The sequence below is a fragment of the Brevibacillus sp. FW306-2-1A-C05A genome, from assembly GCF_058781555.1.
On the sequence record NZ_JBYSWV010000013.1, the window covers coordinates 79,197 to 100,125 of the forward strand.

At 55.5% G+C, this 20,929-nt stretch carries 22 protein-coding genes and 1 rRNA gene; 20 read left to right on the forward strand and 3 right to left on the reverse strand.

What is annotated here, in order from left to right:
- Nucleotides 1–36 precede the first annotated feature (36 nt).
- A complete protein-coding gene (locus AC3WJN_RS10620) occupies nucleotides 37–372 on the reverse strand; it encodes a hypothetical protein (protein WP_005830218.1) in 336 nt (111 codons plus the stop codon).
- Nucleotides 373–482: 110 nt separating this feature from the next.
- On the opposite strand from AC3WJN_RS10620, the gene AC3WJN_RS10625 reads away from it, so the two are divergent.
- From AC3WJN_RS10625 to AC3WJN_RS10655, 7 genes are all read left to right on the forward strand, one after another.
- Complete coding sequence (locus tag AC3WJN_RS10625) at nucleotides 483–944, forward strand: SprT family protein (protein ID WP_005830220.1); 462 nt, start codon at nucleotides 483–485, stop codon at nucleotides 942–944.
- A gap of 87 nt (nucleotides 945–1,031) precedes the next feature.
- Nucleotides 1,032–2,054: a thiamine-phosphate kinase gene (gene thiL, locus AC3WJN_RS10630; protein WP_007776952.1), complete on the forward strand. Its 1,023-nt coding sequence runs from the start codon at nucleotides 1,032–1,034 to the stop codon at nucleotides 2,052–2,054.
- Between the two features lie 18 nt (nucleotides 2,055–2,072).
- Nucleotides 2,073–2,543, forward strand: coding sequence for a tRNA (adenosine(37)-N6)-threonylcarbamoyltransferase complex ATPase subunit type 1 TsaE (gene tsaE, locus AC3WJN_RS10635; RefSeq protein WP_007776954.1), 471 nt, complete (start codon nucleotides 2,073–2,075; stop codon nucleotides 2,541–2,543).
- Entirely contained in the window at nucleotides 2,524–3,246 is a 723-nt protein-coding gene (tsaB, locus tag AC3WJN_RS10640; RefSeq protein WP_007776957.1) for a tRNA (adenosine(37)-N6)-threonylcarbamoyltransferase complex dimerization subunit type 1 TsaB, read from the forward strand. Before tsaE ends, tsaB begins: the two co-directional genes overlap by 20 nt.
- Nucleotides 3,247–3,250: 4 nt before the next feature.
- The gene (rimI, locus tag AC3WJN_RS10645; protein WP_005830227.1) at nucleotides 3,251–3,706 is read left to right on the forward strand and encodes a ribosomal protein S18-alanine N-acetyltransferase; all 456 of its coding nucleotides are present in this window, start codon (nucleotides 3,251–3,253) and stop codon (nucleotides 3,704–3,706) included.
- Nucleotides 3,706–4,794, forward strand: coding sequence for a tRNA (adenosine(37)-N6)-threonylcarbamoyltransferase complex transferase subunit TsaD (gene tsaD / locus AC3WJN_RS10650; protein ID WP_007776962.1), 1,089 nt, complete (start codon nucleotides 3,706–3,708; stop codon nucleotides 4,792–4,794). The genes rimI and tsaD overlap by 1 nt, the downstream gene beginning before the upstream one ends.
- Before the next feature lie 340 nt (nucleotides 4,795–5,134).
- A complete protein-coding gene (locus AC3WJN_RS10655) occupies nucleotides 5,135–7,372 on the forward strand; it encodes a hypothetical protein (RefSeq protein ID WP_007776965.1) in 2,238 nt (745 codons plus the stop codon).
- Between the two features lie 56 nt (nucleotides 7,373–7,428).
- On the opposite strand, the gene AC3WJN_RS10660 is transcribed toward AC3WJN_RS10655, so the two are convergent.
- Nucleotides 7,429–9,363: an ABC-F family ATP-binding cassette domain-containing protein gene (locus tag AC3WJN_RS10660; protein ID WP_007776968.1), complete on the reverse strand. Its 1,935-nt coding sequence runs from the start codon at nucleotides 9,361–9,363 to the stop codon at nucleotides 7,429–7,431.
- Between the two features lie 106 nt (nucleotides 9,364–9,469).
- Between AC3WJN_RS10660 and AC3WJN_RS10665 the strand changes: the two genes are divergently transcribed.
- From AC3WJN_RS10665 to AC3WJN_RS10690, 6 genes are all read left to right on the forward strand, one after another.
- Entirely contained in the window at nucleotides 9,470–10,048 is a 579-nt protein-coding gene (locus AC3WJN_RS10665; protein ID WP_007776969.1) for a 5-formyltetrahydrofolate cyclo-ligase, read from the forward strand.
- A gap of 99 nt (nucleotides 10,049–10,147) precedes the next feature.
- A complete protein-coding gene (locus tag AC3WJN_RS10670) occupies nucleotides 10,148–10,663 on the forward strand; it encodes a MogA/MoaB family molybdenum cofactor biosynthesis protein (protein ID WP_007776972.1) in 516 nt (171 codons plus the stop codon).
- Nucleotides 10,657–11,658: a molybdopterin-binding protein gene (locus tag AC3WJN_RS10675; RefSeq protein WP_005830237.1), complete on the forward strand. Its 1,002-nt coding sequence runs from the start codon at nucleotides 10,657–10,659 to the stop codon at nucleotides 11,656–11,658. The genes AC3WJN_RS10670 and AC3WJN_RS10675 overlap by 7 nt, the downstream gene beginning before the upstream one ends.
- A 41-nt stretch (nucleotides 11,659–11,699) precedes the next feature.
- Complete coding sequence (gene tatA, locus AC3WJN_RS10680) at nucleotides 11,700–12,059, forward strand: twin-arginine translocase TatA/TatE family subunit (RefSeq protein ID WP_005830238.1); 360 nt, start codon at nucleotides 11,700–11,702, stop codon at nucleotides 12,057–12,059.
- A gap of 18 nt (nucleotides 12,060–12,077) precedes the next feature.
- Entirely contained in the window at nucleotides 12,078–12,854 is a 777-nt protein-coding gene (tatC, locus tag AC3WJN_RS10685; protein WP_005830239.1) for a twin-arginine translocase subunit TatC, read from the forward strand.
- Nucleotides 12,855–13,025: 171 nt separating this feature from the next.
- Nucleotides 13,026–13,436, forward strand: coding sequence for a hypothetical protein (locus tag AC3WJN_RS10690; protein WP_007776978.1), 411 nt, complete (start codon nucleotides 13,026–13,028; stop codon nucleotides 13,434–13,436).
- A gap of 7 nt (nucleotides 13,437–13,443) precedes the next feature.
- Here the strand turns inward: AC3WJN_RS10690 and AC3WJN_RS10695 are convergent, their stop codons facing one another.
- Entirely contained in the window at nucleotides 13,444–14,781 is a 1,338-nt protein-coding gene (locus tag AC3WJN_RS10695; RefSeq protein ID WP_007776980.1) for a CAP domain-containing protein, read from the reverse strand.
- Nucleotides 14,782–15,045: 264 nt separating this feature from the next.
- Here AC3WJN_RS10695 and groES point away from each other — a divergent pair, with 264 nt between their 5' ends.
- From groES to AC3WJN_RS10730, 7 genes are all read left to right on the forward strand, one after another.
- Nucleotides 15,046–15,330 carry a co-chaperone GroES gene (gene groES / locus AC3WJN_RS10700; RefSeq protein WP_005830242.1) on the forward strand — a complete coding sequence of 95 codons (285 nt, stop codon included), beginning with the start codon at nucleotides 15,046–15,048 and terminating at the stop codon, nucleotides 15,328–15,330.
- A 56-nt stretch (nucleotides 15,331–15,386) separates the two neighbouring features.
- Complete coding sequence (gene groL, locus AC3WJN_RS10705) at nucleotides 15,387–17,018, forward strand: chaperonin GroEL (protein ID WP_005830243.1); 1,632 nt, start codon at nucleotides 15,387–15,389, stop codon at nucleotides 17,016–17,018.
- 222 nt (nucleotides 17,019–17,240) lie between these two features.
- The gene (gene tnpA, locus AC3WJN_RS10710) at nucleotides 17,241–17,558 is read left to right on the forward strand and encodes an IS66 family insertion sequence element accessory protein TnpA (RefSeq protein WP_007781084.1); all 318 of its coding nucleotides are present in this window, start codon (nucleotides 17,241–17,243) and stop codon (nucleotides 17,556–17,558) included.
- Nucleotides 17,552–17,863, forward strand: coding sequence for an IS66 family insertion sequence element accessory protein TnpB (gene tnpB, locus AC3WJN_RS10715; protein WP_007781080.1), 312 nt, complete (start codon nucleotides 17,552–17,554; stop codon nucleotides 17,861–17,863). The genes tnpA and tnpB overlap by 7 nt, the downstream gene beginning before the upstream one ends.
- Before the next feature lie 111 nt (nucleotides 17,864–17,974).
- The gene (gene tnpC / locus AC3WJN_RS10720; RefSeq protein WP_007781077.1) at nucleotides 17,975–19,555 is read left to right on the forward strand and encodes an IS66 family transposase; all 1,581 of its coding nucleotides are present in this window, start codon (nucleotides 17,975–17,977) and stop codon (nucleotides 19,553–19,555) included.
- Nucleotides 19,556–19,718: 163 nt separating this feature from the next.
- On the forward strand, nucleotides 19,719–20,501 hold the full coding sequence (locus AC3WJN_RS10725; protein WP_007787642.1) for an HAD family hydrolase: 783 nt from the start codon (nucleotides 19,719–19,721) through the stop codon (nucleotides 20,499–20,501).
- 271 nt (nucleotides 20,502–20,772) lie between these two features.
- A 16S ribosomal RNA gene (locus AC3WJN_RS10730) occupies nucleotides 20,773–20,929 on the forward strand; the annotation flags it as partial.

Genomic DNA, 20,929 nt, shown 5'->3' on the forward strand with positions numbered 1-20,929 from the left:
CAAAGGCGACCAGGAGGTACTTATTTTCCAAAAAACTTATTCTTCGTCACGCAAAAATTCCAGTTGGGCTTGCAGGGCGCGAATCTCGGTCAACAGCGAGATCAAAGGGTACTGGCTCTCCGGGAGAGCAGCGAAACGCTCTTCCAGACTGCTGACGTAATCCAGTCCATCCACGATAGCCAGCTCGCTTCCCAGAAGCTCCAGGTCAGCGCACTCTGCCAGAACGGTCGGCAGCTCAGGCCGATCGGCGATGGTCAGCTTGTCGATCTCCTTGTGCAGTCGCTTGAACAGGGCCACAAGCTGGTACATATGCGTTTGTGGCAGCGCAACGAACTTCAGCCCGACTTTTTCCTGCAAAATCAAATAGCGCATAAGCTCCTCCAAACCAATCTACTTTTCTTCCACCCAGTGTAGCCCATCTATCTGGCACTTTTCAACAGGAACTGCTATCGTGAACAGTAGAGAGGAGCGTTAGAGAGGACATGACCGATACGGAATTGCAAAAGCTGGTGGAGCAAATATCCAGTCAATTTTTCGCCAAGCCGTTTCGCCATCGGGCCCGCTTCAACAGCAGACTGCGCACGACAGGCGGGCGGTATTTGCTGCGCTCTCACGACATCGAATTGAATCCCAAACATCTGGAGGAGCACGGAGAGGCGGAGCTGGTTGCGATCATCAAGCATGAGCTGTGCCACTATCACCTGCACCTGGAGAAAAAAGGCTATCGCCACGCAGACCAGGACTTTCGCAGGCTGCTTGCCCAAGTCGGCGGAAGCCGGTATTGCCAGCAGGTCGGCACGGGACGCACGGTTTTGCCTTATCGCTATGAGCTCGTCTGCCGGGCGTGCGGGATGACGTATAAACGCAAGCGCAAAATGGACCCTTCCCGCTATCGCTGCGGGCGCTGCAGAGGGGGGCTGGAGCTGCGAGAGCTGAAAAAGTAGCGGCTTCGCTGTGGGCACCGGCTTTCTTGCGCGCATTTTGACAGCAGAGGTATAATGGACTCACTATGCAAAAAAGGAGCGTTTGTGGTGGCACATGATGAATTTTCCCTGATCCGGCAATGGACGAGCCGTTCGGACGGACAGGAGAAAGACGGCTTGACCGTCGGGCTCGGGGACGATGCCGCCGTTTTTTCTCCTGCGCCAGAGATGGAAGTCGTGGCCTGCTGTGACGCGATGGTTGAGACGGTCCATTTTTTAAAAGAAACAATGAGCCCAAGCGACATCGGCTACAAGGCGGTCACGAGCAACGTAAGCGACGTCGCGGCGATGGGCGGCTACGCCCGCTATGCGCTGGTCAGCATCGCAGTAGCGCCGCACTGGACGCCGGAGGAATGCCAGGGTATCTACGACGGCATCTACGCTGCGTGCGAAGCGTACAACGTGAGAGTCATCGGCGGCGATACCGTTTCCGCCCCGGATGCTCTGCACTTGTCTGTCACCGTGCTGGGCGAAGTAGAAAAAGGACGCGCGATTCGCCGCTCGCAGGCGCGGCCGGGACAGGTCGTTTTCGTGACGGGACACGTAGGCAGCTCTGCTGCCGGCTTGCATTTGCTGCTGCGTGATGGCAAGGCAACGGTTGAGTCGTTCGGTCGCTGGGCGAAACTGATAGAAGCCCACCAGCGTCCGCGCGCGCAGGTGGAGGCGGGCAGGCTGCTTCTGGAATCGGGGGCGTGCGGGGCGTTAAATGACGTGAGCGACGGCTTGGCTTCTGAGCTGTGGGAGATCGCCGAGGCAAGCGCCGTCAGCATGTGCGTCGATGCGGACAAGATTCCTGTCAGGGAGGATGTTCGCGCCTATGCGCTTCTGAGCGGAAAAGACCCGCTGGAGTGGGCGTTTTACGGCGGAGAGGACTATCAACTGGTAGGAACGCTGGAAAAAAGCCAGGTGGAGGCGGTGCGTGCGAGGTTCGCGGCGGCAGGCATTTTGCTGACCGTCATTGGCGAGGTGGAGGAAGGCAAGCCCGCCCAGCCGAAGCTGTCCCTGCGCTCGGGCGATAGCCGCACCGATCTGCCCAAGGCAGGCTACAATCATTTCAGGCAGCGGGAGTAAGCGAGGAGTGGATGAAAAATGGGCTATACTTGGAAGCTTGCGGGCGCAGAGGAAACGCAGCGCTTTGCCGAGCAACTGGCGAAAAGTCTGGCGCCAGGCGACTTCCTGGCGCTGGAAGGCGGTCTGGGGGCCGGAAAGACGACGTTTACCCAAGGGCTGGCGCGCGGACTTGGCGTTCGCCAGGTAGTGAACAGTCCGACGTTTACGATCATAAAAGAATATCAGGGGCGTTTGCCGCTTTATCATATGGACGTCTACCGCGTGGGCGATGATCCCGATTCTCTCGGCCTGGACGATTACTTTTTTGGCGAAGGGGTTTGTGTGGTAGAGTGGGCTTCGCTGCTTGCGGATTACTTGCCGGCGGATCGTCTGACGGTCTATCTGCGCACGGCAGGCGAGGAAGCGCGGAGCATCGAGCTTTGTCCCCAGGGAGAGCGTTACGTGAAATTGTGTGAGGAGTTTGATTTTGATGCGCGTACTGGCGATTGATACATCCAATCTGGTGTTGAGCGTTGCGGTTGTGGAGGAGGAGCGCGTCCTCGCCGAAATGACGACGAACCAGCAAAAAAACCATTCGGTGAGGCTGATGGACTGCATCAGCGAGCTGCTGGATGCGACCGGAACTTCTCCCGAGCAACTGAGCGGCTTTGGGGTAGCGAACGGACCAGGCTCCTATACAGGAGTGCGCATCGGGGTGGCTACGGCAAAAAGCATGGCCTGGTCGCTGAATGTGCCTGTCATCGGCGTGTCCAGCCTGGAGGTTGTCGCCATGAATGCCTTGGGCTTTCCCGGGCTGATCGTGCCGTTGTTTGACGCTCGCCGGGGACAGGTGTACGCGGGCTGCTACCGCACAAACGGCCTGGAATCGGTAGAAGTGCAGGGGAAGGAAAAAATCGTCTTGCTGCAGGAGTGGCTGCCGCAGCTCAGGGACTTGGCGCAGGGAGAGCCTGTTTTGTTTTTGGGCGAAGATGTGCGGATTCATCGGAAGGCGATTGAGCAGGAGCTGGGGGAGCAGGCCCGGTTTGCCTCTCCTGCCGCCAACCACCCGCGCGCAGCCCACATCGGGTATGCGGCGTTGCGCCGACTGCAGGACGGAGGCAGTGCGCACGAGCTTGTCCCTGAATATTTGCAGCTAGCGGAGGCAGAAGCGAAGTGGCTTGCCCAAAAGCAGGCGGGGGCCGTAAAGGAGTAGAAGCATGAGCCAACCAATTGACCTGGAATATCGTTTCATGACGATGCAGGACGTCGGGGCTGTGGCCGAGCTGGAACGGTTGTCGTTTTCCACCCCCTGGCCGCATGAAGCGTTCGTCAACGAGTTGACGAAAAACCCGAACGCCCGCTATGTCGTCGTCGTCCACCAAAATCGGATCGTCGCATACTGTGGCATGTGGATCGTGGTTGATGAGGCCCATATTACCAACGTGGCCGTACATCCGCTGTTTCGCGGGAAAAAAATCGGCCTGGGGCTCATGATTAAGATGATGGGAGTCGCGAGAATGTTTGGAGCGAAAAGCATGACGCTGGAAGTTCGGCCCTCCAACACCGTAGCGCGCAACATGTACACCAAGCTCGGCTTCCGGGAGCATGGCGTGCGCAAAGGATACTATTCGGATAACAATGAGGACGCAATCATTATGTGGGTGACTTTGTAATGAACAAGACCAAGACGTCGCGCTACGAGATGCGCATACAAGAAGCTTACGAGGCGCAGAAAAAGTCCGGCGCGCCTGTGTACATTTTAGGGATTGAAACCAGTTGCGACGAGACTTCGGCATCTGTGGTCCGCGATGGCCGGGAGGTGCTGTCCAACGTCATCGCTTCTCAAGCCGATATTCACAAGCGCTTCGGCGGCGTCGTGCCGGAAGTCGCTTCCCGCAGGCACGTGGAAAACATCACGCTGACGATCGAGCAGGCTTTGGCAGAAGCAGACAAAAAGCTGGAGGACATTTCCGCCATTGCAGTGACATACGGCCCTGGCCTCGTAGGTGCGCTCCTCGTGGGAGTGGCAGCGGCGAAAGCCATTTCACTGGCGCGCGGAATCCCGCTCATCGGCGTTCATCATATCGCAGGCCACATTTACGCGAACCGGCTGGTGGCTGAGATGAACTTCCCGCTCATCGCCCTGGTCGTCTCCGGCGGCCATACCGAACTCGTCTGGATGAAGGAGCACGGACAGTTTGAGATTTTGGGAGAAACGCGGGATGACGCCGCTGGCGAAGCCTACGACAAGGTAGCGCGCGCGCTGAATCTGCCGTACCCGGGCGGGCCGCACATCGACCGCCTCGCACACGAAGGGGAAGCGAATGTCCCTTTGCCGCGCTCCTGGCTGGAACCGGATTCGTACGATTTCAGCTTCAGCGGCTTGAAGTCGGCCGTGCTCAACACGCTGCACAACGCCGCGCAGCGGGGAGAGACGATCGAGCCGGCGAATTTGGCCGCGAGCTTCCAGGACTCCGTAACAGAGGTGCTGGTGGAAAAAACGATCCGCGCAGTGCGTGCCTGCCAGGCGAAGCAAGTGCTGCTGGCAGGCGGCGTAGCAGCGAATCGCGGTCTGCGGGAACGGCTGCAGGCACGCTGCGAGGCGGAAGGAATCCCGCTCGTCATCCCGCCGCTGTCGCTTTGCACGGACAACGCCGCCATGATCGCGGCAGCAGGCTATATCAAGTATGAAAAAGGGCAGTTCGCCGCGCTCGATTTGAACGGCGTGCCTGGGTTGTCGCTGAACGAAAACGAGCAGTAGCCTGGATCGAACAGCAAAGTCCATTCCTTGCGGGGATGGGCTTTTTTGCGTTCCGCGAGTCTTGTCGTCTGGAAAGCCCGACCGTGGGAAAAGAACTTGCTGCCAGTCTCTCCCCGCCAGGAGAGCTGTGCGCCGCCTTTGATTCCGCCCTCGTTCCTGCTGTTGCCCAAGCGTTTTCAGCATTATCCACAAGATCAGGATAACTTTCCGGGTTGTTCTCACAGTCGCCTGTGAATACTGGTGATAACGCGAAAAATGGCCGGGAAATTCACGTATAGCCTGTGGATTATTTTGTGGAATATGTGGATAAAAGACTCTGGTTATCAACAGGAGGTACGCCGTGAAGACAAAATTCGTGTGGCTTTTCTTGGTCATCCTGATTTTGTTTGCTCATACAAATTGCGGAAATTCGCTTGCTGCCAACGAAAAGCGCCAGGTCGTCGTGCTGTTTGTAGACGGGCTGTCTTTTTCCGATCTGGAAAAGCTGAAACGCCTGCCGCCTGTGGATAAATGGATCGGCGAGGCGGCAGCAGGTGCCTTATCCATGCGCACGCCGGGGCCACGGACAGCGGCCAACGGTTACTTGCTGATGGGCAGCGGCGCCCAGGCTCTCTATACCGAGCGCAGCGGTACGGCCTATCACCCGCAAGAAGCGCTCTCCCCCAAAGAGACGGCAGGAGAGCGGATGCAGGAGCTGGGCGGTTACCAAGCGCAGGACCTGGCGCGTTCTGCCATCGTTTTTCCCGGTATTTTCCGGCTGCACGAGGATAACCGGGACAAACCGTATTCCTCCCGGCTTGGGCTGTTGGGCACGACGCTTGCCGCGCACAAGATTCGGGTAGCTTCCTACGGCAACGGCGATGTCGAGGAAGCCAGGCAGCGGCACGCTGTCCTGTTTGCCATGGACCAGGAGGGAAGAGTTCCGGCAGGGGATGTGTCCGGCAAAAGCACGTTGTTCGCGCAGGGCTATCCGTTCGGGGTGAAAACGAATTACAGCTACTTGCGCGAGCGGATTCAGGCAGACCGCACATCCGGCCTGATTGCGGTACAGCTTTCCGACTTGTCCCGCCTGTACCAGCTTGGCCCGGACATGGAGCCGGGGCAGTTTGCCAGACAGTATCAACGGGTTTTGCACGATCTGTCGCAGTTTCTCGACGAGCTGCTCTCCGCGCGCGGGGAAAACCAACTGGTGCTGCTCGTGTCGCCAGCAGTCAACCCGGTAGCCGTAAAAGAAAAGGCGCTGCTGTCGCCGCTTTTGAGCTGGTCAGGAGAAGGAGCGGGGCTGCTGACCTCAGCGACTACGCGGCAGGCCGGCCTGGTAAGCGGACTTGACGTATTGCCGACGGTGTTGTCCTGGCTGGACGTGCCTGTTCCGAAAGGCTTGGCGGGTCATGTCATGCACAGCACGGAGAGGGGGACGCTGCCGCTGTTGAGCCATCAGGTGGAGAACATTCATCATACGTACGCCACGCGCTCTTCTGTCCTCTATACGTACGTCATGCTGCAAATTGTGACGTTGGCGTTCGCGGCATTGCTGTGGCTGTGGGGCAGGAGAAGAGAAGGCGCAGGCTTGTCCCGTATACGCAGAGGTGTCCGTCTGGCGCTGCTCGCGCTGCTCTGGTTTCCCTTTTTGCTGTTGGCCGAGAGTTTGCTCGATTGGCAGGTTCACGGTTCAGTCGTTCTCGGGGCGTTGATTATGGCCGCGCTGGCAGCGGCCTTTTGGCAGGAAAACCACTCCCTTGCCCGCGTCACGCTGACCGCAAGCGCCGTAAACGTTGCCGCCTTGCTGCTCGACGGCTGGTCGGGGGCAACGCTGATGCGGCAGTCGTTTCTCGGCTACGACCCGGTGATCGGGGCGCGTTTTTACGGCTTGGGCAATGAATACGAAGGCGTCATGATCGGAGGAACGATCATGCTGGTCGCTTCCTTGTACCAGCTTTACCGGGAGCGGAGCCGGGCGCTTTTCGGGGCGAGCCTGCTGCTGCCTGCTGCCTCGGCCGCTATGTGCGGCATTGTCCTGTACTACATGGTCGCGCCGGATTTGGGCACGGACGCAGGCGGCTTTCTCGCCGGGCTGGTCGGCTTTTTTGTCGCCTTTTCCCGGCTGCACGGCTGGCGCATAGGCAAAAAAGGCCTCCTGCTTCTGGCAGGCGGCCTCATGCTTGGCGTTATAGGGTTGATGGCGGCGAGCCTCGTTTCCGATCAGCCTCCCACTCACGTCGGTAGAGTAGCCCAGCAAATAATGGCAGGCGAGTGGGCGGAGATCGGGCAGATGGTCGAGCGGAAGCTGGCGATGAACTTGCGTTTGATTCGCGTCTCGATCTGGAGCAAGGTGTTTGCCGTTTCGCTCATCGTACTCGGGCTGCTCGCCTTGAAAAACGACCGCTTTCTCCGTCATCTGGCACAGGATACGCCGTATTTGGTAAAAGGCTTCGCGGGCGTCATTGCTGGAGCGCTGGCGGGACTTGCGCTCAACGACTCGGGAATCGTGACCGCTGCGACCTGCATTTCGTTTCTCGTCGTGCCCGCTCTGTACGCGGCGCTGGAGGAGCCGACACAGGAGCGCTGCTCGACGTGAGTCGCAAGTGAAGCGCGACGACACCGCCTGCATACGTTCATGCGGTCAGACAGTCGCTATTCCTCCGACAGCGTGCTCCATTCGTCGTACAACTGCTCCAGCTCCTGCTTGGCGGCTTGGATCAGGTCGTTGCGCTCTTTGGCTTGCACGTGATCGCTGTAGATTTCCGGGAGGCACAGCTCTTCCTCCCATTTGACGATGTCGGCTTCCCGCTTTTGAATCGTCGCCTCGATTTCTTCCAAACGGCGCTGGCGTTGACGCTCGCGCCTTTTTGCTTCCTTGTCCAGCTCGTAGGACGATTTTTCCGGTTGGGCTGCGGCAGTAGACCCCTGCTTTTTCACAGGCTGCGCCGCTTGCTCGGCGGCAAGCTCTGCCAGCTCCTGCTTTTTCTCCACGTAGTAATCGTAGTTGCCCAAGTAGCTCGTCACGCCATCGCCCGTCAGCTCCAGCACGCGGCTGGCTATCTTGTTCAGGAAGTAGCGGTCGTGGGAGACGAACAGGATCGTGCCCGGATAGTCGTAGAGCGCGTTTTCCAGCACTTCTTTGCTGAAAATGTCCAGGTGGTTCGTCGGCTCGTCAAAAATCAGGAAGTTGGCCTGCTTCAACATCAGCTTCGCCAGCGAGACACGCGCGCGCTCCCCGCCGGACAGATCGCTGATTTTCTTTTGCACATCGTCGCCGCTGAACAGGAAGTTGCCGAGCAGCGTCCGCACGTCTTTTTCCAGCATGTGCGGATACTCGTCCCATATTTCGCCGAGCACCGTGTTGCGCTCATTCAGATTGCGATGCTCCTGGTCGTAGTAGCCGATCGTCACATTGCTGCCGAAATGCACGTCGCCCGCGAGCGCCTTCAGTTGCCCGACAATCGTTTTCAGCAAAGTCGACTTGCCGATCCCGTTTGGCCCGACCAGTGCGACACGTTCCTCGCGTTCGATTTCAAACGTCAGGCCGCGGGAGAGGACGGCATCCGGGTAGCCGACAGACAGGTTGTTCGCCTTCATGACGATCGTTCCGCTCATTTTGGCTACGTCGAAGGAAAAATTCACGGACTTGTTGTGCATGATCGGTTTGTCCATGCGCTCCATTTTTTCCAGCGTCTTACGCCTGCTCTGCGCCCGTTTGGTCGTGGTGGCGCGAGCGATGTTGCGGGCGATGAAGTCTTCCAGCTTGGCGATTTCCTCCTGCTGCTTCTCGAAGCGCTTCAGCTCCTGCTCGAGACGAGCTGCCTTTTCATCGAGGAAGCGGCTGTAGTTGCCCACGTAACGCGTAGCGCGAGTCCGCTCGATTTCATAGACGACCGTCACCAGCTTGTCGAGGAAGTAGCGGTCGTGGGAGACGACGAGAATCGCGCCCTGATAGTTTTGCAAATACGTCTCCAACCAGGTGAGTGTCTCGATATCCAGGTAGTTGGTCGGCTCGTCCAGCAAAAGAATCGTAGGGGATTGCAGCAGCAGCTTGGCTAGTGCCAGCCTTGTTTTCTGTCCGCCGCTCAACGTCTTGATCGGGGTCTGGTAGTCCATGTCCGCAAAGCGCAAGCCGTGCAGGACTCCGCGAATGGCGCCTTCGTAGCTGTAGCCGCCTTTTTCCTTGAACGTTTCCGAGCGGAGCGAATAGTTTTCCAAAATTTGCTGATAGCGCTTTTCGTCCGCAAGCACGGCCGGGTCGCCCATTTTGGCCTCCAGCTCCCGCAGTTCTTGTTCCTCTGCCCGCAAATGGTCGAAGACGCTCAACAGCTCATCCCAAATACATCGCTCGGATTCAAGCCCGCCGTTTTGGGCCAAGTAGCCGACCGTCACATCTTTCGGGATGCGGACCAGCCCGCTGTCGTAGCTCAGCTCGCCCGCGAGTATTTTCATCAGCGTCGATTTGCCCGCGCCGTTCACGCCGACAAGCCCGACCCGCTCTCCTGTTTGTATTTGCAGAGAGATGTCTTGTAGAATGGTTTCGATGCCATATGTTTTTTCTATATGTTCAGCCTGCAGCAAAATCATCTGATTCACCTCTTTATATAGTAATGCAAGTGTAGCCTAGAGACGGCGCACGGGACAAGCCTTCAGGGGGCGGTCCTTGTGCGGCAAGGAGAGGGAAGAGGTTGCCATGGACCAAAAAACGAATAAAAAACAGTTGCGAAGCCATATTTTGGAGAGGCGCAAAGCCATGCCGCCAAACGAGCGCCAGCAATACGCTGCCCGGATATGCCGCCATCTGCTGGAAAATGAGCGGCTCGCGGCAGCGGGGGCAATCATGGCCTTTCATCCTTTTGGAGACGAGGCAGACATTTTGCCGTTCATTCAGGAGGTGATGAAAAGAGGGCAGGAAATATGGCTGCCACTCGCCCTTGTCGAGCAGCGCCGCCTGATTCCTTACCGCTATACAGGACCGGAAATGCTCAAGCAGGGCGTGTACGGGATCATGGAGCCGGACCCGGCAAAGGCAGAGGAAGCAGAGCTTGCCCGCCTGGACGCCGTAGTCGTGCCCGGTGTGGCGTTTGACAGGCAGGGCGGCAGAATGGGCTACGGCGGAGGTTTTTACGATCGGTTCCTTGCCGGGCTGGACAAACCGCCTTTTTTGCTCGGCGTCGGCTTTTCCATGCAGGTAGTCGAGCATGTCCCACTTGAGCCTCACGATATTCGTCTGGATGGAATGGTGACGGAAAACGGCTTTTTCCAATCGTGAAGGTTTTGTGTCAGGAGGTTCCTTTTTCTTGTTGTGCCCTCTACACTATGGACAAAAAAGTGTACAATACTAACGAATGAGAAAACGGAGGAATGAACTGTGGGTAAATGGAAGGTAGGCGTTATCTCGGCGAGTGATTCGATTGCCAGAGGGGGCCGGGCTGATGATCGGATTCCCATCATCCGCAATCTGACAAGGGATTGGCTGGACGTAGATGTAGCTGTCTACCGTGCCGTTACTGATGATATGGAAGAGCTGCAGGAAAACATGATTGAGCTGGTGGACCGCGAAAAATGCGACCTGCTGATCGTGACCGGGGGAACTGGACTGAGCCCGCGCGATGTGACGCCGGAAGTGACCGCCTGGGTGATTGACAGACCAGTGCCAGGACTTGCGGAAGAAATGCGCCGCGCCGGCTTGCAGCAGTCCCGACGGGCGATGCTGACACGCGCGGTAGCGGGTACACGCGGCAACTCGCTCATCATTAACCTTCCCGGAAATTCAAAAGGGGTAGAAATCTGTTTCAACGCCATCGGCGACATGCTCGCGGATGCTTTGCACATTTTGCAAGGGACAGGCGAAGCCAATGAAGATTGGGGAGGATTGGGTTGGTAGAAAAACCGAAAATGCGGGAAGTTCCGGTGCGAGAAGCGATCGGCATGATGCTGCCGCACGACATGACGCAAATTTTGCCTGGTGAGTTTAAAGGCCGCCTGTTTAAAAAAGGACATGTTATCACGGAGGCGGATATCGAGCCGCTTTTGTCCATTGGCAAGGAACACATTTACGTGCTGGAGATGCCAGAAGGCTTCATTCACGAGGAAGAGGCGGGCATGCGGATCGCCAAGGCTGTATCCGGTCAAGGCTTGACGCTGACGCCTCCGTACGAGGGCAAAGTCTCGATGAAAGCATCGCGGACGGGTCTTGCCAAAGTCAACGAGGAAGCGGTACACGCCATCAATGCATTGGAGGGCATTGCCTTCTCCACGATGTACGGCGATCAGATCGTGCACCCCGGCCACACGCTGGCTGCCACCCGAATCATTCCGTTGATTATCGAAGAAGAGCGCATTGTGGAGCTGGAGAAGCTAGCTAAGCAGTTTGACGGCCCGATCATCGAGGTGAAGCTGTTCCAGGAGAAGCAGGTCGGCCTTGTGACGACCGGAAGCGAAGTGTTTTCCGGCCGGATCGAAGACAAGTTCGGCGCTGTGATCCGCAACAAGGTGGAAGCGCTCGGCTCTACCGTAGTCGATCAACGTTTTGCTCCGGACGATAAAGAAGCGATTGAAAAACAAATTCTTACGTTCCTCGACGAAGGCGTTGATCTGGTGCTCGTCACAGGCGGCATGTCCGTCGACCCGGATGACAGGACGCCGGGAGCGATTGCCGGAGTGGGAGCGGAAGTGGTCCGTTACGGCACGCCGATGCTGCCAGGCTCGATGCTGATGGTCGCCTATAAAGGGGACGTCCCGATCCTCGGTCTGCCCGGAGCCGTGATGCATGAGCCGTTTACCTCATTCGATGTATTTTTGCCGCGCATTCTTGCAGGAGAACGAATAGTCGCTTCCGACATGACGAGACTCGGTTATGGCGGTTTACGGAAGTGCTAGCTGGTTAGACTGTCAAATAACAGGAAAAAGGAGTGAAAAGCATGAGTACGATTGGGATTCCTGGATTAATTTTGATTCTGGTGTTGGCGCTGGTGCTCTTTGGGCCGAAAAAGCTTCCGGAACTGGGACGAGCAGTAGGCCATACGTTGAAAGAGTTTAAAAACGCAACGCGCAGCCTGACGAGCGACGACGACGATGACGAAGAAGCGAAAAAGAAGGAGCTGGCTGCAAAAGAAGCACCAGCCAAAACGGCTGTCGTCACGGAGAAGGACGCCTTTGACCGCGAAAAAATCGAGCGGGAAGTGCGTGAACGCCTGGAGCGCGAGCGTCTGGAAAAAGAAATTCGCGAAAAGCTGGAAAAGGAACGCCTTCAGATGGAAAAAGAGCAGCAGAAGGCCTAATCAGGTAAGGTGGTTGCCATGAAAGATCAGGAAATGACAGTGGTTGAACACCTAACGGAGCTGCGCAAGCGCATCATATGGGTGCTGGCTGTTTTCGTTGTCGCACTGATAGCCGGCTTTTTCTTTGCCGGTCCGTTGATTGAGTATTTGAAGCAAGAGCCGATCGCCGATGGCGTGCCGATTATTTCCTTGCATCCATCCGATGCTCTTCGCGTCTACATGCAGTTTGCCTTTTTGATTGGCGCGGTAGTAGCGCTGCCCGTTGCGCTCTATCATCTCTGGCGCTTCGTCTCGCCAGGCTTGCAGGAGCATGAGCGGCGCGGTTCGCTTTACTTTATTCCGGCGGCTTGTTTGCTTTTCATCACGGGCATTTTGTTTGGGTATTACGTCGTTTTTCCGATGATTATGCAGTTTATGACCGGCATGACCGCGACCATCGGGGCTGATCCGAACTACGGAATCGCTGAGTACTTCGGCTTCCTGTTCAACATGGTCATCCCTTTTGGCATCCTGTTTCAATTGCCGATTATCGTGATGTTTCTGACCCGTCTGCGCATCCTCAATCCGATGCGGCTGGCAAAGGTGAGACGGTTCGCCTATTTTGGGCTGGCTGTAGTCGGCATTACGTTGACGCCTCCCGAGATCGTCAGCGACATTATGGTGACGATCCCGCTTTTGCTGCTCTATGAGCTGAGCATTTGGCTGTCGCGCATCGTCTACCGCAAGCAACTGCGCGAAGAAGCGGAGTGGGAAAAAGAATTTGGCGGCTTTGAAACGGACGAGCTGGTACGATAAGGACGATCACAGAGAAGACCCCTTGCTATCGGGACGGATAGCAGCGGGTCTTTTTTGATGAAAAAAATCGGCTGGGCAAGGCTGTCACCGCTGGGCAGCAGCCACGATGCGAATGATCGCAAACAGGTAGGAGATACTAGAAAAGTTAGGAAGGGGAGGTGTTAGGGCAACATGTGGCTAATTTTATGCTTGACCTTGTTTTTTTCGGCTGGCTCCGCCAATGGCGGAGAGCAGGTAGAGCTGTTCGATTCGGACAAGCAGCAGGTTGTCGCGACGTTTGCCAATTCGGACGTGTTTCAAAAAGAGGCGCAGCAACTGTTACGCACCGTAAGCGGGCGCGTGTTGGAGCTGAATCCGTCGCTCGACCACGTGATGATCGTCAAAATCCCGCTGGCACCGCCGCAGAGGTTGCAGCATGCCCCGTCTGGCATCGACACGGAGATCGCGGAGATGTTCGTCATCATGCCGAAAAAAGAAGGCAGGCGCCCGTGGCTGATTTTGCACACCAAAGAATACGAGACAGTCGTAGTCGAGTTTTCCGGAGCGGTGGATCAGCTCAGGGCGAGCGTCCGTTTGCGCTGACAGCGGCTTACTTGCTCGGCGTGAGGAAGGTTTGGGTGAAATAGTCGGTAATGACGCCGACGCCAAGCTGGGTGAAGTCTTTTTCCAGGATGTTTTTCCTGTGGCCGGGGCTGTTCATCCAGCTTTCATGCGCTTCGATTGCGTCGGGATAGCCTGCTGCGATGTTTTCTCCCGCCATGCTGTAGGCGATTTTGGCCTGCTTCAGACGATCAAACGGGCTGCTTCCGGTCGTCGCGGAAACATGATCGAAGTAATCGTTCGTTTCCATGTCCAGGCTGTGGGCTCTGGCTACTTTTGCAGCTTCCTCGTTCCATTGCAGGGGAGGCAGCTTGTAGCGGTAGCGGGAGACATTGACGAGATCGAGCGTTTGCCGCTCATTGGCCAGGTTGACCTGTTCCCGTTCGCCCACGCTCAAGGCCGGAGGATCGAAATCCGGGGCTTGCCCCTGGTACGACCATTTCGTTTCGTAAAACCCGCCGCGCAATAGCATTTGCGTGTCGATCAGGCGCAGTCCGGTCACTTTGCTGCCATTTTGCTTGTCCAGGTAAAAAATGTGCGGGATGCCGTTCTTCATGACGAGCGGACGCTGCTGCTTCTGGTTGGTAATCTGGATGGTGGCTCCCATATAGGAAAAGGTGAGCGTATTTTGCGGGCTGTATTGCCGCTCCAGCGCTTGCAGGCTGCTGCCCACCCCGATGTTGCCCAGCATTGCGGTCGGAGCGAGAGAGTACAGGTCCACTACTTTGCCGTTGGCGATGCCCACCTGGACGTAGCGGGCCGGATCGCGGTTGTACACCCACCATTCGTAGCCAAGGCTGCTCGGGTCTTTGCGCGCCGGCTCGCCCAGCAGCTTGCGGACTTCCTCGGCAGGCGTCCCGATAGTCAGCCCGAACAGCGTAGCGGACTCTTGCTGCGAAGAGGCGTCTGTGGCTGTAGCTTTTGCCGGAGCAGTTGGCGCCGGCGCGCTTGCGGGTATAGCCTCGTCCGGTTTGGGAGCAGCCGGAGAAGTGCTGTTGTCGGCAGGCAGCTCCGTCGGGATCGTCGGCGGCTGACCGACCCAGGCAAAATGAGAGGCTTTGTCCCAGCCAACTGGTTTGTTCAGGTGCCGTCCGATCATGGAAAGCGGGACGTAGAGCGTTCCCCGATACTCCAGGGAAGCGGGCACCTCCTGGCCTCTTTCTACGTAATACCCTTGCTTTCCGCCAGTGGCGATTTGGCGTCCGTCCCAAAAGATGGCGGAAGGGTAGATGTTTACCCGTATAAAGGAAGTGGTGTCCGATGAGAACAAACGGCTGATTCCCAGCACACCGAGGGCAATCAGGCCGATCCAGAGCCATTTATGCATGGAACATATCCCTCCTTGGCAGGCTTGTCTGATCGTTTGTTTGATTTATATGAGCCGGTCTGTTTGCTAGAACCGTTTTGCTAGAAAAATCATTTGCTAGAGAAACTGCAAATGGAGACTAGCGGTTGAGAAAAAATGAGGGAAACTACTTGCAAAGTACATAGCGATTCATTATTATAGGAATTGGGTGTTAGCACTCATAACAAGTGAGTGCTAACAACAGAAAAATTTGTTTACCTACATTTTTTGAGGAGGGTGTTTTTAGTGCTTAAGCCATTGGGTGACCGTGTGGTAATCGAAGCTATCTCCAAAGACGAAACGACTGCAAGCGGTATCGTTTTGCCTGATACTGCAAAGGAAAAACCGCAAGAAGGCCGAGTAATCGCAGTTGGTTCTGGCCGTGTTGCCGACAACGGCGAGCGCATCGCTTTGGAAGTAAAAGAAGGCGATAAAGTAATCTTCTCCAAATACGCTGGTACTGAAGTAAAGGTAGACAATAAAGAATACCTCGTGCTGCGCGAATCCGATATCCTCGCGATCATCGGTTAAGGCTCTTGACATAGGAAGTCGAACGACAATACACATAACAGGAGGTTGAGTTTTAGATGGCAAAACAAGTCAAATTCTCTGAAGACGCTCGCCGCTCCATGCTCCGCGGTGTGGAAACTTTGGCAAACGCAGTGAAAGTAACTCTCGGACCAAAAGGACGCAACGTGGTTCTGGAGAAAAAATTCGGTTCTCCGCTGATTACAAACGACGGCGTAACCATCGCGAAAGAAATCGAGCTGGAAGACGCTTACGAAAACATGGGTGCGCAACTGGTTAAAGAAGTTGCTACCAAAACGAACGACATCGCAGGTGACGGTACTACTACTGCAACCGTTCTGGCTGCAGCTATGATCCGCGAAGGTCTGAAAAACGTAACAGCCGGCGCTAACCCGATGGTAATCCGTCGCGGTATGGAAAAAGCTGTTCGTGCTGCTGTAGAAGAAATCAAATCCATCGCGAAGCCAGTTGAGAACAAGTCCTCCATCGCACAAGTTGCTGCGATCTCCGCTGACGATCAAGAAGTGGGTAACCTGATCGCAGAAGCTATGGAAAAAGTGGGCAAAGACGGCGTCATCACCGTTGAAGAGTCCAAAGGCTTCGTAACTGAGCTGGAAGTAGTAGAAGGTATGCAATTTGACCGCGGCTACGCTTCCCCTTACATGATTACTGACACTGACAAGATGGAAGCGGTTCTGAACAACCCTTACATCCTGATTACTGACAAAAAAATCTCCAACATCCAGGAAGTTCTGCCTGTACTGGAGCAAGTGGTACAAAGCGGCAAACCGCTCCTGATTATCGCAGAAGACGTGGAAGGCGAAGCGCTGGCTACTCTCGTAGTGAACAAACTGCGTGGTACCTTCACAGCCGTAGCGGTGAAAGCTCCTGGCTTCGGCGATCGCCGCAAAGCTATGCTGCAAGACATCGCTGCTCTGACTGGCGGCGAAGTAATCACAGAAGAGCTGGGTCTGGACCTGAAATCCACTAAGCTGGAGCAACTGGGCCGCGCTGGCAAAATCGTGGTTACCAAAGAAAACACAACTATCGTTGAAGGTGCTGGCGACAAAGCAGCTATCGAAAGCCGCGTATCCCAAATCCGTCAACAAATCGAAGACACTACTTCCGACTTCGATCGCGAAAAACTGCAAGAGCGTCTGGCTAAACTGGCTGGCGGCGTAGCAGTTATCAAAGTCGGTGCAGCTACTGAAACCGAACTGAAAGAGAAAAAACTCCGCATCGAGGACGCTCTGAACTCTACTCGCGCTGCAGTAGAAGAAGGTATCGTACCTGGCGGTGGTACTACTCTGATTAACGCGATCAAAGCGGTAGAAGCAATCAAAGTAGAAGGCGAAGAGGCTGTAGGTGTACAAATCGTACTCCGTTCCCTGGAAGAGCCGGTTCGTCAAATCGCTGCGAACGCAGGACTGGAAGGTTCTGTAATCGTAGAGCGCCTGAAAAAAGAAGCAGTGGGCATTGGTTTCAACGCAGCTACCGAAGAGTATGTAAACATGCTCGAAGCTGGTATCGTTGACGCAGCGAAAGTAACTCGCTCCGCACTGTCCAACGCTGCATCTGTAGCAGCTATGTTCCTGACTACAGAAGCAGTAATTGCTGACAAACCAGAAGAAAACAAATCGCCTATGGGCATGCCAGACATGGGTGGCATGGGCGGCATGGGCATGATGTAAGAAAGCGGTTCGCCGTTTTCTGCAAAAAGAGGCAGACATTAGTCTGTCTCTTTTTTTATGTGCGGAAACCTGCTTGCGCCAAAAGAGCGGGGTGAGGCCGGAGTTTCTGCTGTGGGCGCTTTTTGGCGACTGGTGAATACGTAAGCGTCAAATAAATCCCACCTTCAAAACACAGACCGCACTTTGAGATAATCTCCTCAGAATCAAGTGAGGAGGATGTAGATGAAGCAAACGGATCTCCGTGAACAGTGGGAGGCACGAATCAACGATTATCGCGCCAGTGGCCTTACCGCTGAGAAATGGTGCGCTGAAAATGAAGTTACCACCAGACAGCTATGGTATTGGCTGCGGAAATTTCGGGATTCAAAAGAATCCTCTGTTCGTCCCCCGCAGTGGGTCCCAGTTAACGTGCACCAACCGCAGGAGAACACAGAATCTCTGTTACTGGTCAAAGTGGGTGCGGCCGTGATTGAAATCCGCCCCGGCTACAACCCCGTACTCCTGTCCGACGTGGTTCGGACGCTCCAGGCCTTATGCTGAACTCCATCCAGATTGATCGGGTCTATCTGGCATGCGGCTTCACCGATCTGCGAAAATCCATTGACGGTCTGGCGGCGCTCGTGCAAGAAGGATTCAGGCTTGATCCCTTCTCCCCGTGCCTGTTCGTGTTCTGCAATCGTGACCGCAACAAGCTCAAGATCCTGTACTGGGAGCATAACGGCTTCTGGCTCTTCTACCGCCGTCTTGAACGCGGGACGTTCCAGTGGCCAACCGGCAATGGAGAGCCGGTAACGGTCTCCAGCCGTGAGCTGCGCTGGTTGCTGGATGGACTTTCCCTGAGCTAGAGGCAAGCGCATCCACCAGTCACTGCCTGTACGGTCATCTAACGCAACTGTTTGTGGTTTCGACACACTTTTTGGCAGGGAATATGAAGCTCTTTGCCGAAAAGAAAAAGAATGAAAAATCGAGTGGATTTCCCTGCCCTTACAACCGAAGAATATGAGGCACAGCTTGCCAAACTGCAGCAGCAAAATGCGGAGCTAACTGCCAAACTCAAGTGGTACGAAGAACAGTTCCGTCTTGCCCAGCAGAAGCGCTTCGGCGCTTCCAGCGAGAAGACGCATCCGGATCAACTGGAACTACAGCTGTTTAACGAAGCGGAAGTGTTGGCGACCCCTGTCTCACAGGAACCAGATATCGAGACAGTGACTTACAGCCGCAAGAAGGCTACAGGTAGCCGCGAGGCCAAGCTGGATTCGTTTCCTGTGGAAACGATCCTGTATGAGTTGCCCGAGGCTGCACAAGTTTGCGCGTGCTGCGGTGGTGCGCTCCATGCGATGAGCACGGAGACACGAAACGAAATCACGGTCATTCCGGCGGAAGTGAAAGTGCTGCGCCATGTGCGTCAGGTGTATGCGTGCCGTCGTTGCGAACGTGAGGAGATACACACGCCCATCGTAACGGCTCCCATGCCAAAGCCGGTTTATCCGGGAAGTTTGGCTTCCCCTTCGATCCTCGCGCATGTGATGAGCCAGAAGTATGTGGACAGCCAGCCGCTGTACCGACAGGAGCAACAGTTTGCCCGTCTAGGTCTCACCCTCTCGCGGCAGACGCTTGCCAACTGGATGATCTTCGGCGCAGAGCAGTGGCTTTCGCTACTGACAAACCGTATGCACGAGCATCTGCTGAACCAAGACATCGCGCATGCCGACGAAACGACATTGCAGGTGCTGTGCGAGCCGGGCAAGACAGCGCAGACACAGTCCTATCTGTGGTTGTACCGAACCGGTCGTACGGGACCGCCCATCGTTCTGTACGATTACCAGCCAACGCGCGGCGGTGAACATCCCCGAAAGTTTCTGGCGGGATTCAACGGCTACCTGCACGTGGACGGGTATCCTGGATACCACAAGGTGTCCGGTGTGAAACTGATCGGATGCTGGGCACATGCGCGCCGCAAGTTTGATGAAGCGCTGAAGGCACTGCCTGCTTCGCAAGACAAAACCGAAACAGCTGCCTGGCAGGGACTCCAGTTCTGCAATCAGCTCTTTACCATTGAGCGAGAATGCAAAGATGCCGCCCCGGAAGAACGCTATGCCATCCGAATGGAGCGCAGTCGCCCCGTTCTGGATGCCTATTTGGCATGGCTGCGCCAGCAGCGATCCCGTACCTTGCCGAAAAGCCTGCTTGGACAAGCGATTGCTTACAGCTTGAATCAATGGGACAAGCTGACGGCGTTCTTGAGCGACGGGCGACTGGAGATTGATAACAACCGCAGTGAGCGCTCCATCAAGCCTTTTGTAATCGGAAGAAAGAACTGGCTGTTCGCCAATACGCCACGCGGTGCAAAGGCCAGTGCGATCATCTATAGTGTGATTGAAACGGCCAAAGAGAATGGGTTGAACCCCTTCAAGTACTTGATGTTCTTGTTCGAGCAACTCCCGCAGCTTCCCGATCCGAAAAATCCAGAAGCGTTGGACAGTTTACTCCCTTGGTCGCCTTCGCTACCACTGACCTGCCGCGTGTTCCAATCCTGATTCCAGCATAGATCAGCCCACATCTTGGCGACAAGGTGTGGGCTATTTGACGCTTACGTGAATACGATGAGGAGTGGGGTGCTTTTGCTGCTGGGCAGTTATGGCAGTAGTTTTTGTCTACGGATGAGCGCGTCCTGGGCGTTTACGGGAGAGGGGGAGAGCGATGAACAAGCGCTGGATTACTTTGGATTTGGATGGAACGCTGATGCAAAATCCTTTCGGTGCCTGGGTATTTCCAGAGGTGGCGAGTACAGTTTCCAGAAAGCTCGGGCGTGAGCATGACATCGTTGCTGAACTGATCGCGGAGCATGAAAAGCGAATGGCCCTGCGCCAATGGGTGGCAGCCTACGACTGGGATGATATGCTGTCTGTCCGATGCGCCGCTCTCGGTGTGCAGCCGGGCGTCGATATCGAAGCGCTGGTGCGGAAGCATTGTGTGCCGCCCAAGGTGCATTTGCTGGAGCAGGGAATACCGGAGACTTTGAGAAAGCTCAGAGGCGAAGGCTTCGCGCTTGCAGTGGTCACCAACGGCTTTTACAAGTATCAGGCTCCTGTGATGGAGGTGCTGGGCATACTCGAGCTGTTTGAGGCGATCATTACCCCGGAGCGCGCTGGCACAGGCAAGCCCGATTCGGCGATTTTTCAGCATCTGCCAGGCGAGGTGCTGGCTCACGTAGGAGATCGGTTGGATCACGACGTGCATCCGGCTAATCAAATGAAGATCGTATCTGTGCTTATAGAAAGAAAAATGCCAGAGGCAGCAAAAGGAATCTCTCCTTATATGAGAGTGCGTGACCAGAGAGTGCGCGAGCTGTGCACGGAGAAAGGGCGGAGGGAGTGCCAAAACAACGGGTTACAAGAGCTGCCAGAGCAGTTTGTGCCGAGAGCGATCATCCATTCTTTGACGGAACTGCCCATGGTTTTGGGCATTGAGAATATGGAGTAAAATTCCAGTATGTTTGTACTTGCGTTTTTGCTCTGGACTTGTTAAGATAACTCTTGTCGCTTTTGAAAGGGTTTTTAAACAGAATGAAAAAAGCTAAGAACTTCTAAAAATAACCCTTGATTTTAAAAAGAAGGTATGATATAGTTTAAAAGGTCGGCGCCACGAGGTGCTGATGAAAAAAGAAAGTGAAATGCTCCTTGAAAACTGAACAGCGAAAGCGTTGATGAGTCTATCATTAAATGATTTGCCAGCTTTGAACCAGTAACAAACTTTATTGGAGAGTTTGATCCTGGCTCAGGACGAACGCTGGCGGCGTGCCTAATACATGCAAGTCGAGCGAGTCCCTTCGGGGGCTAGCGGCGGACGGGTGAGTAACACGTAGGCAACCTGCCTCTCAGACTGGGATAACATAGGGAAACTTATGCTAA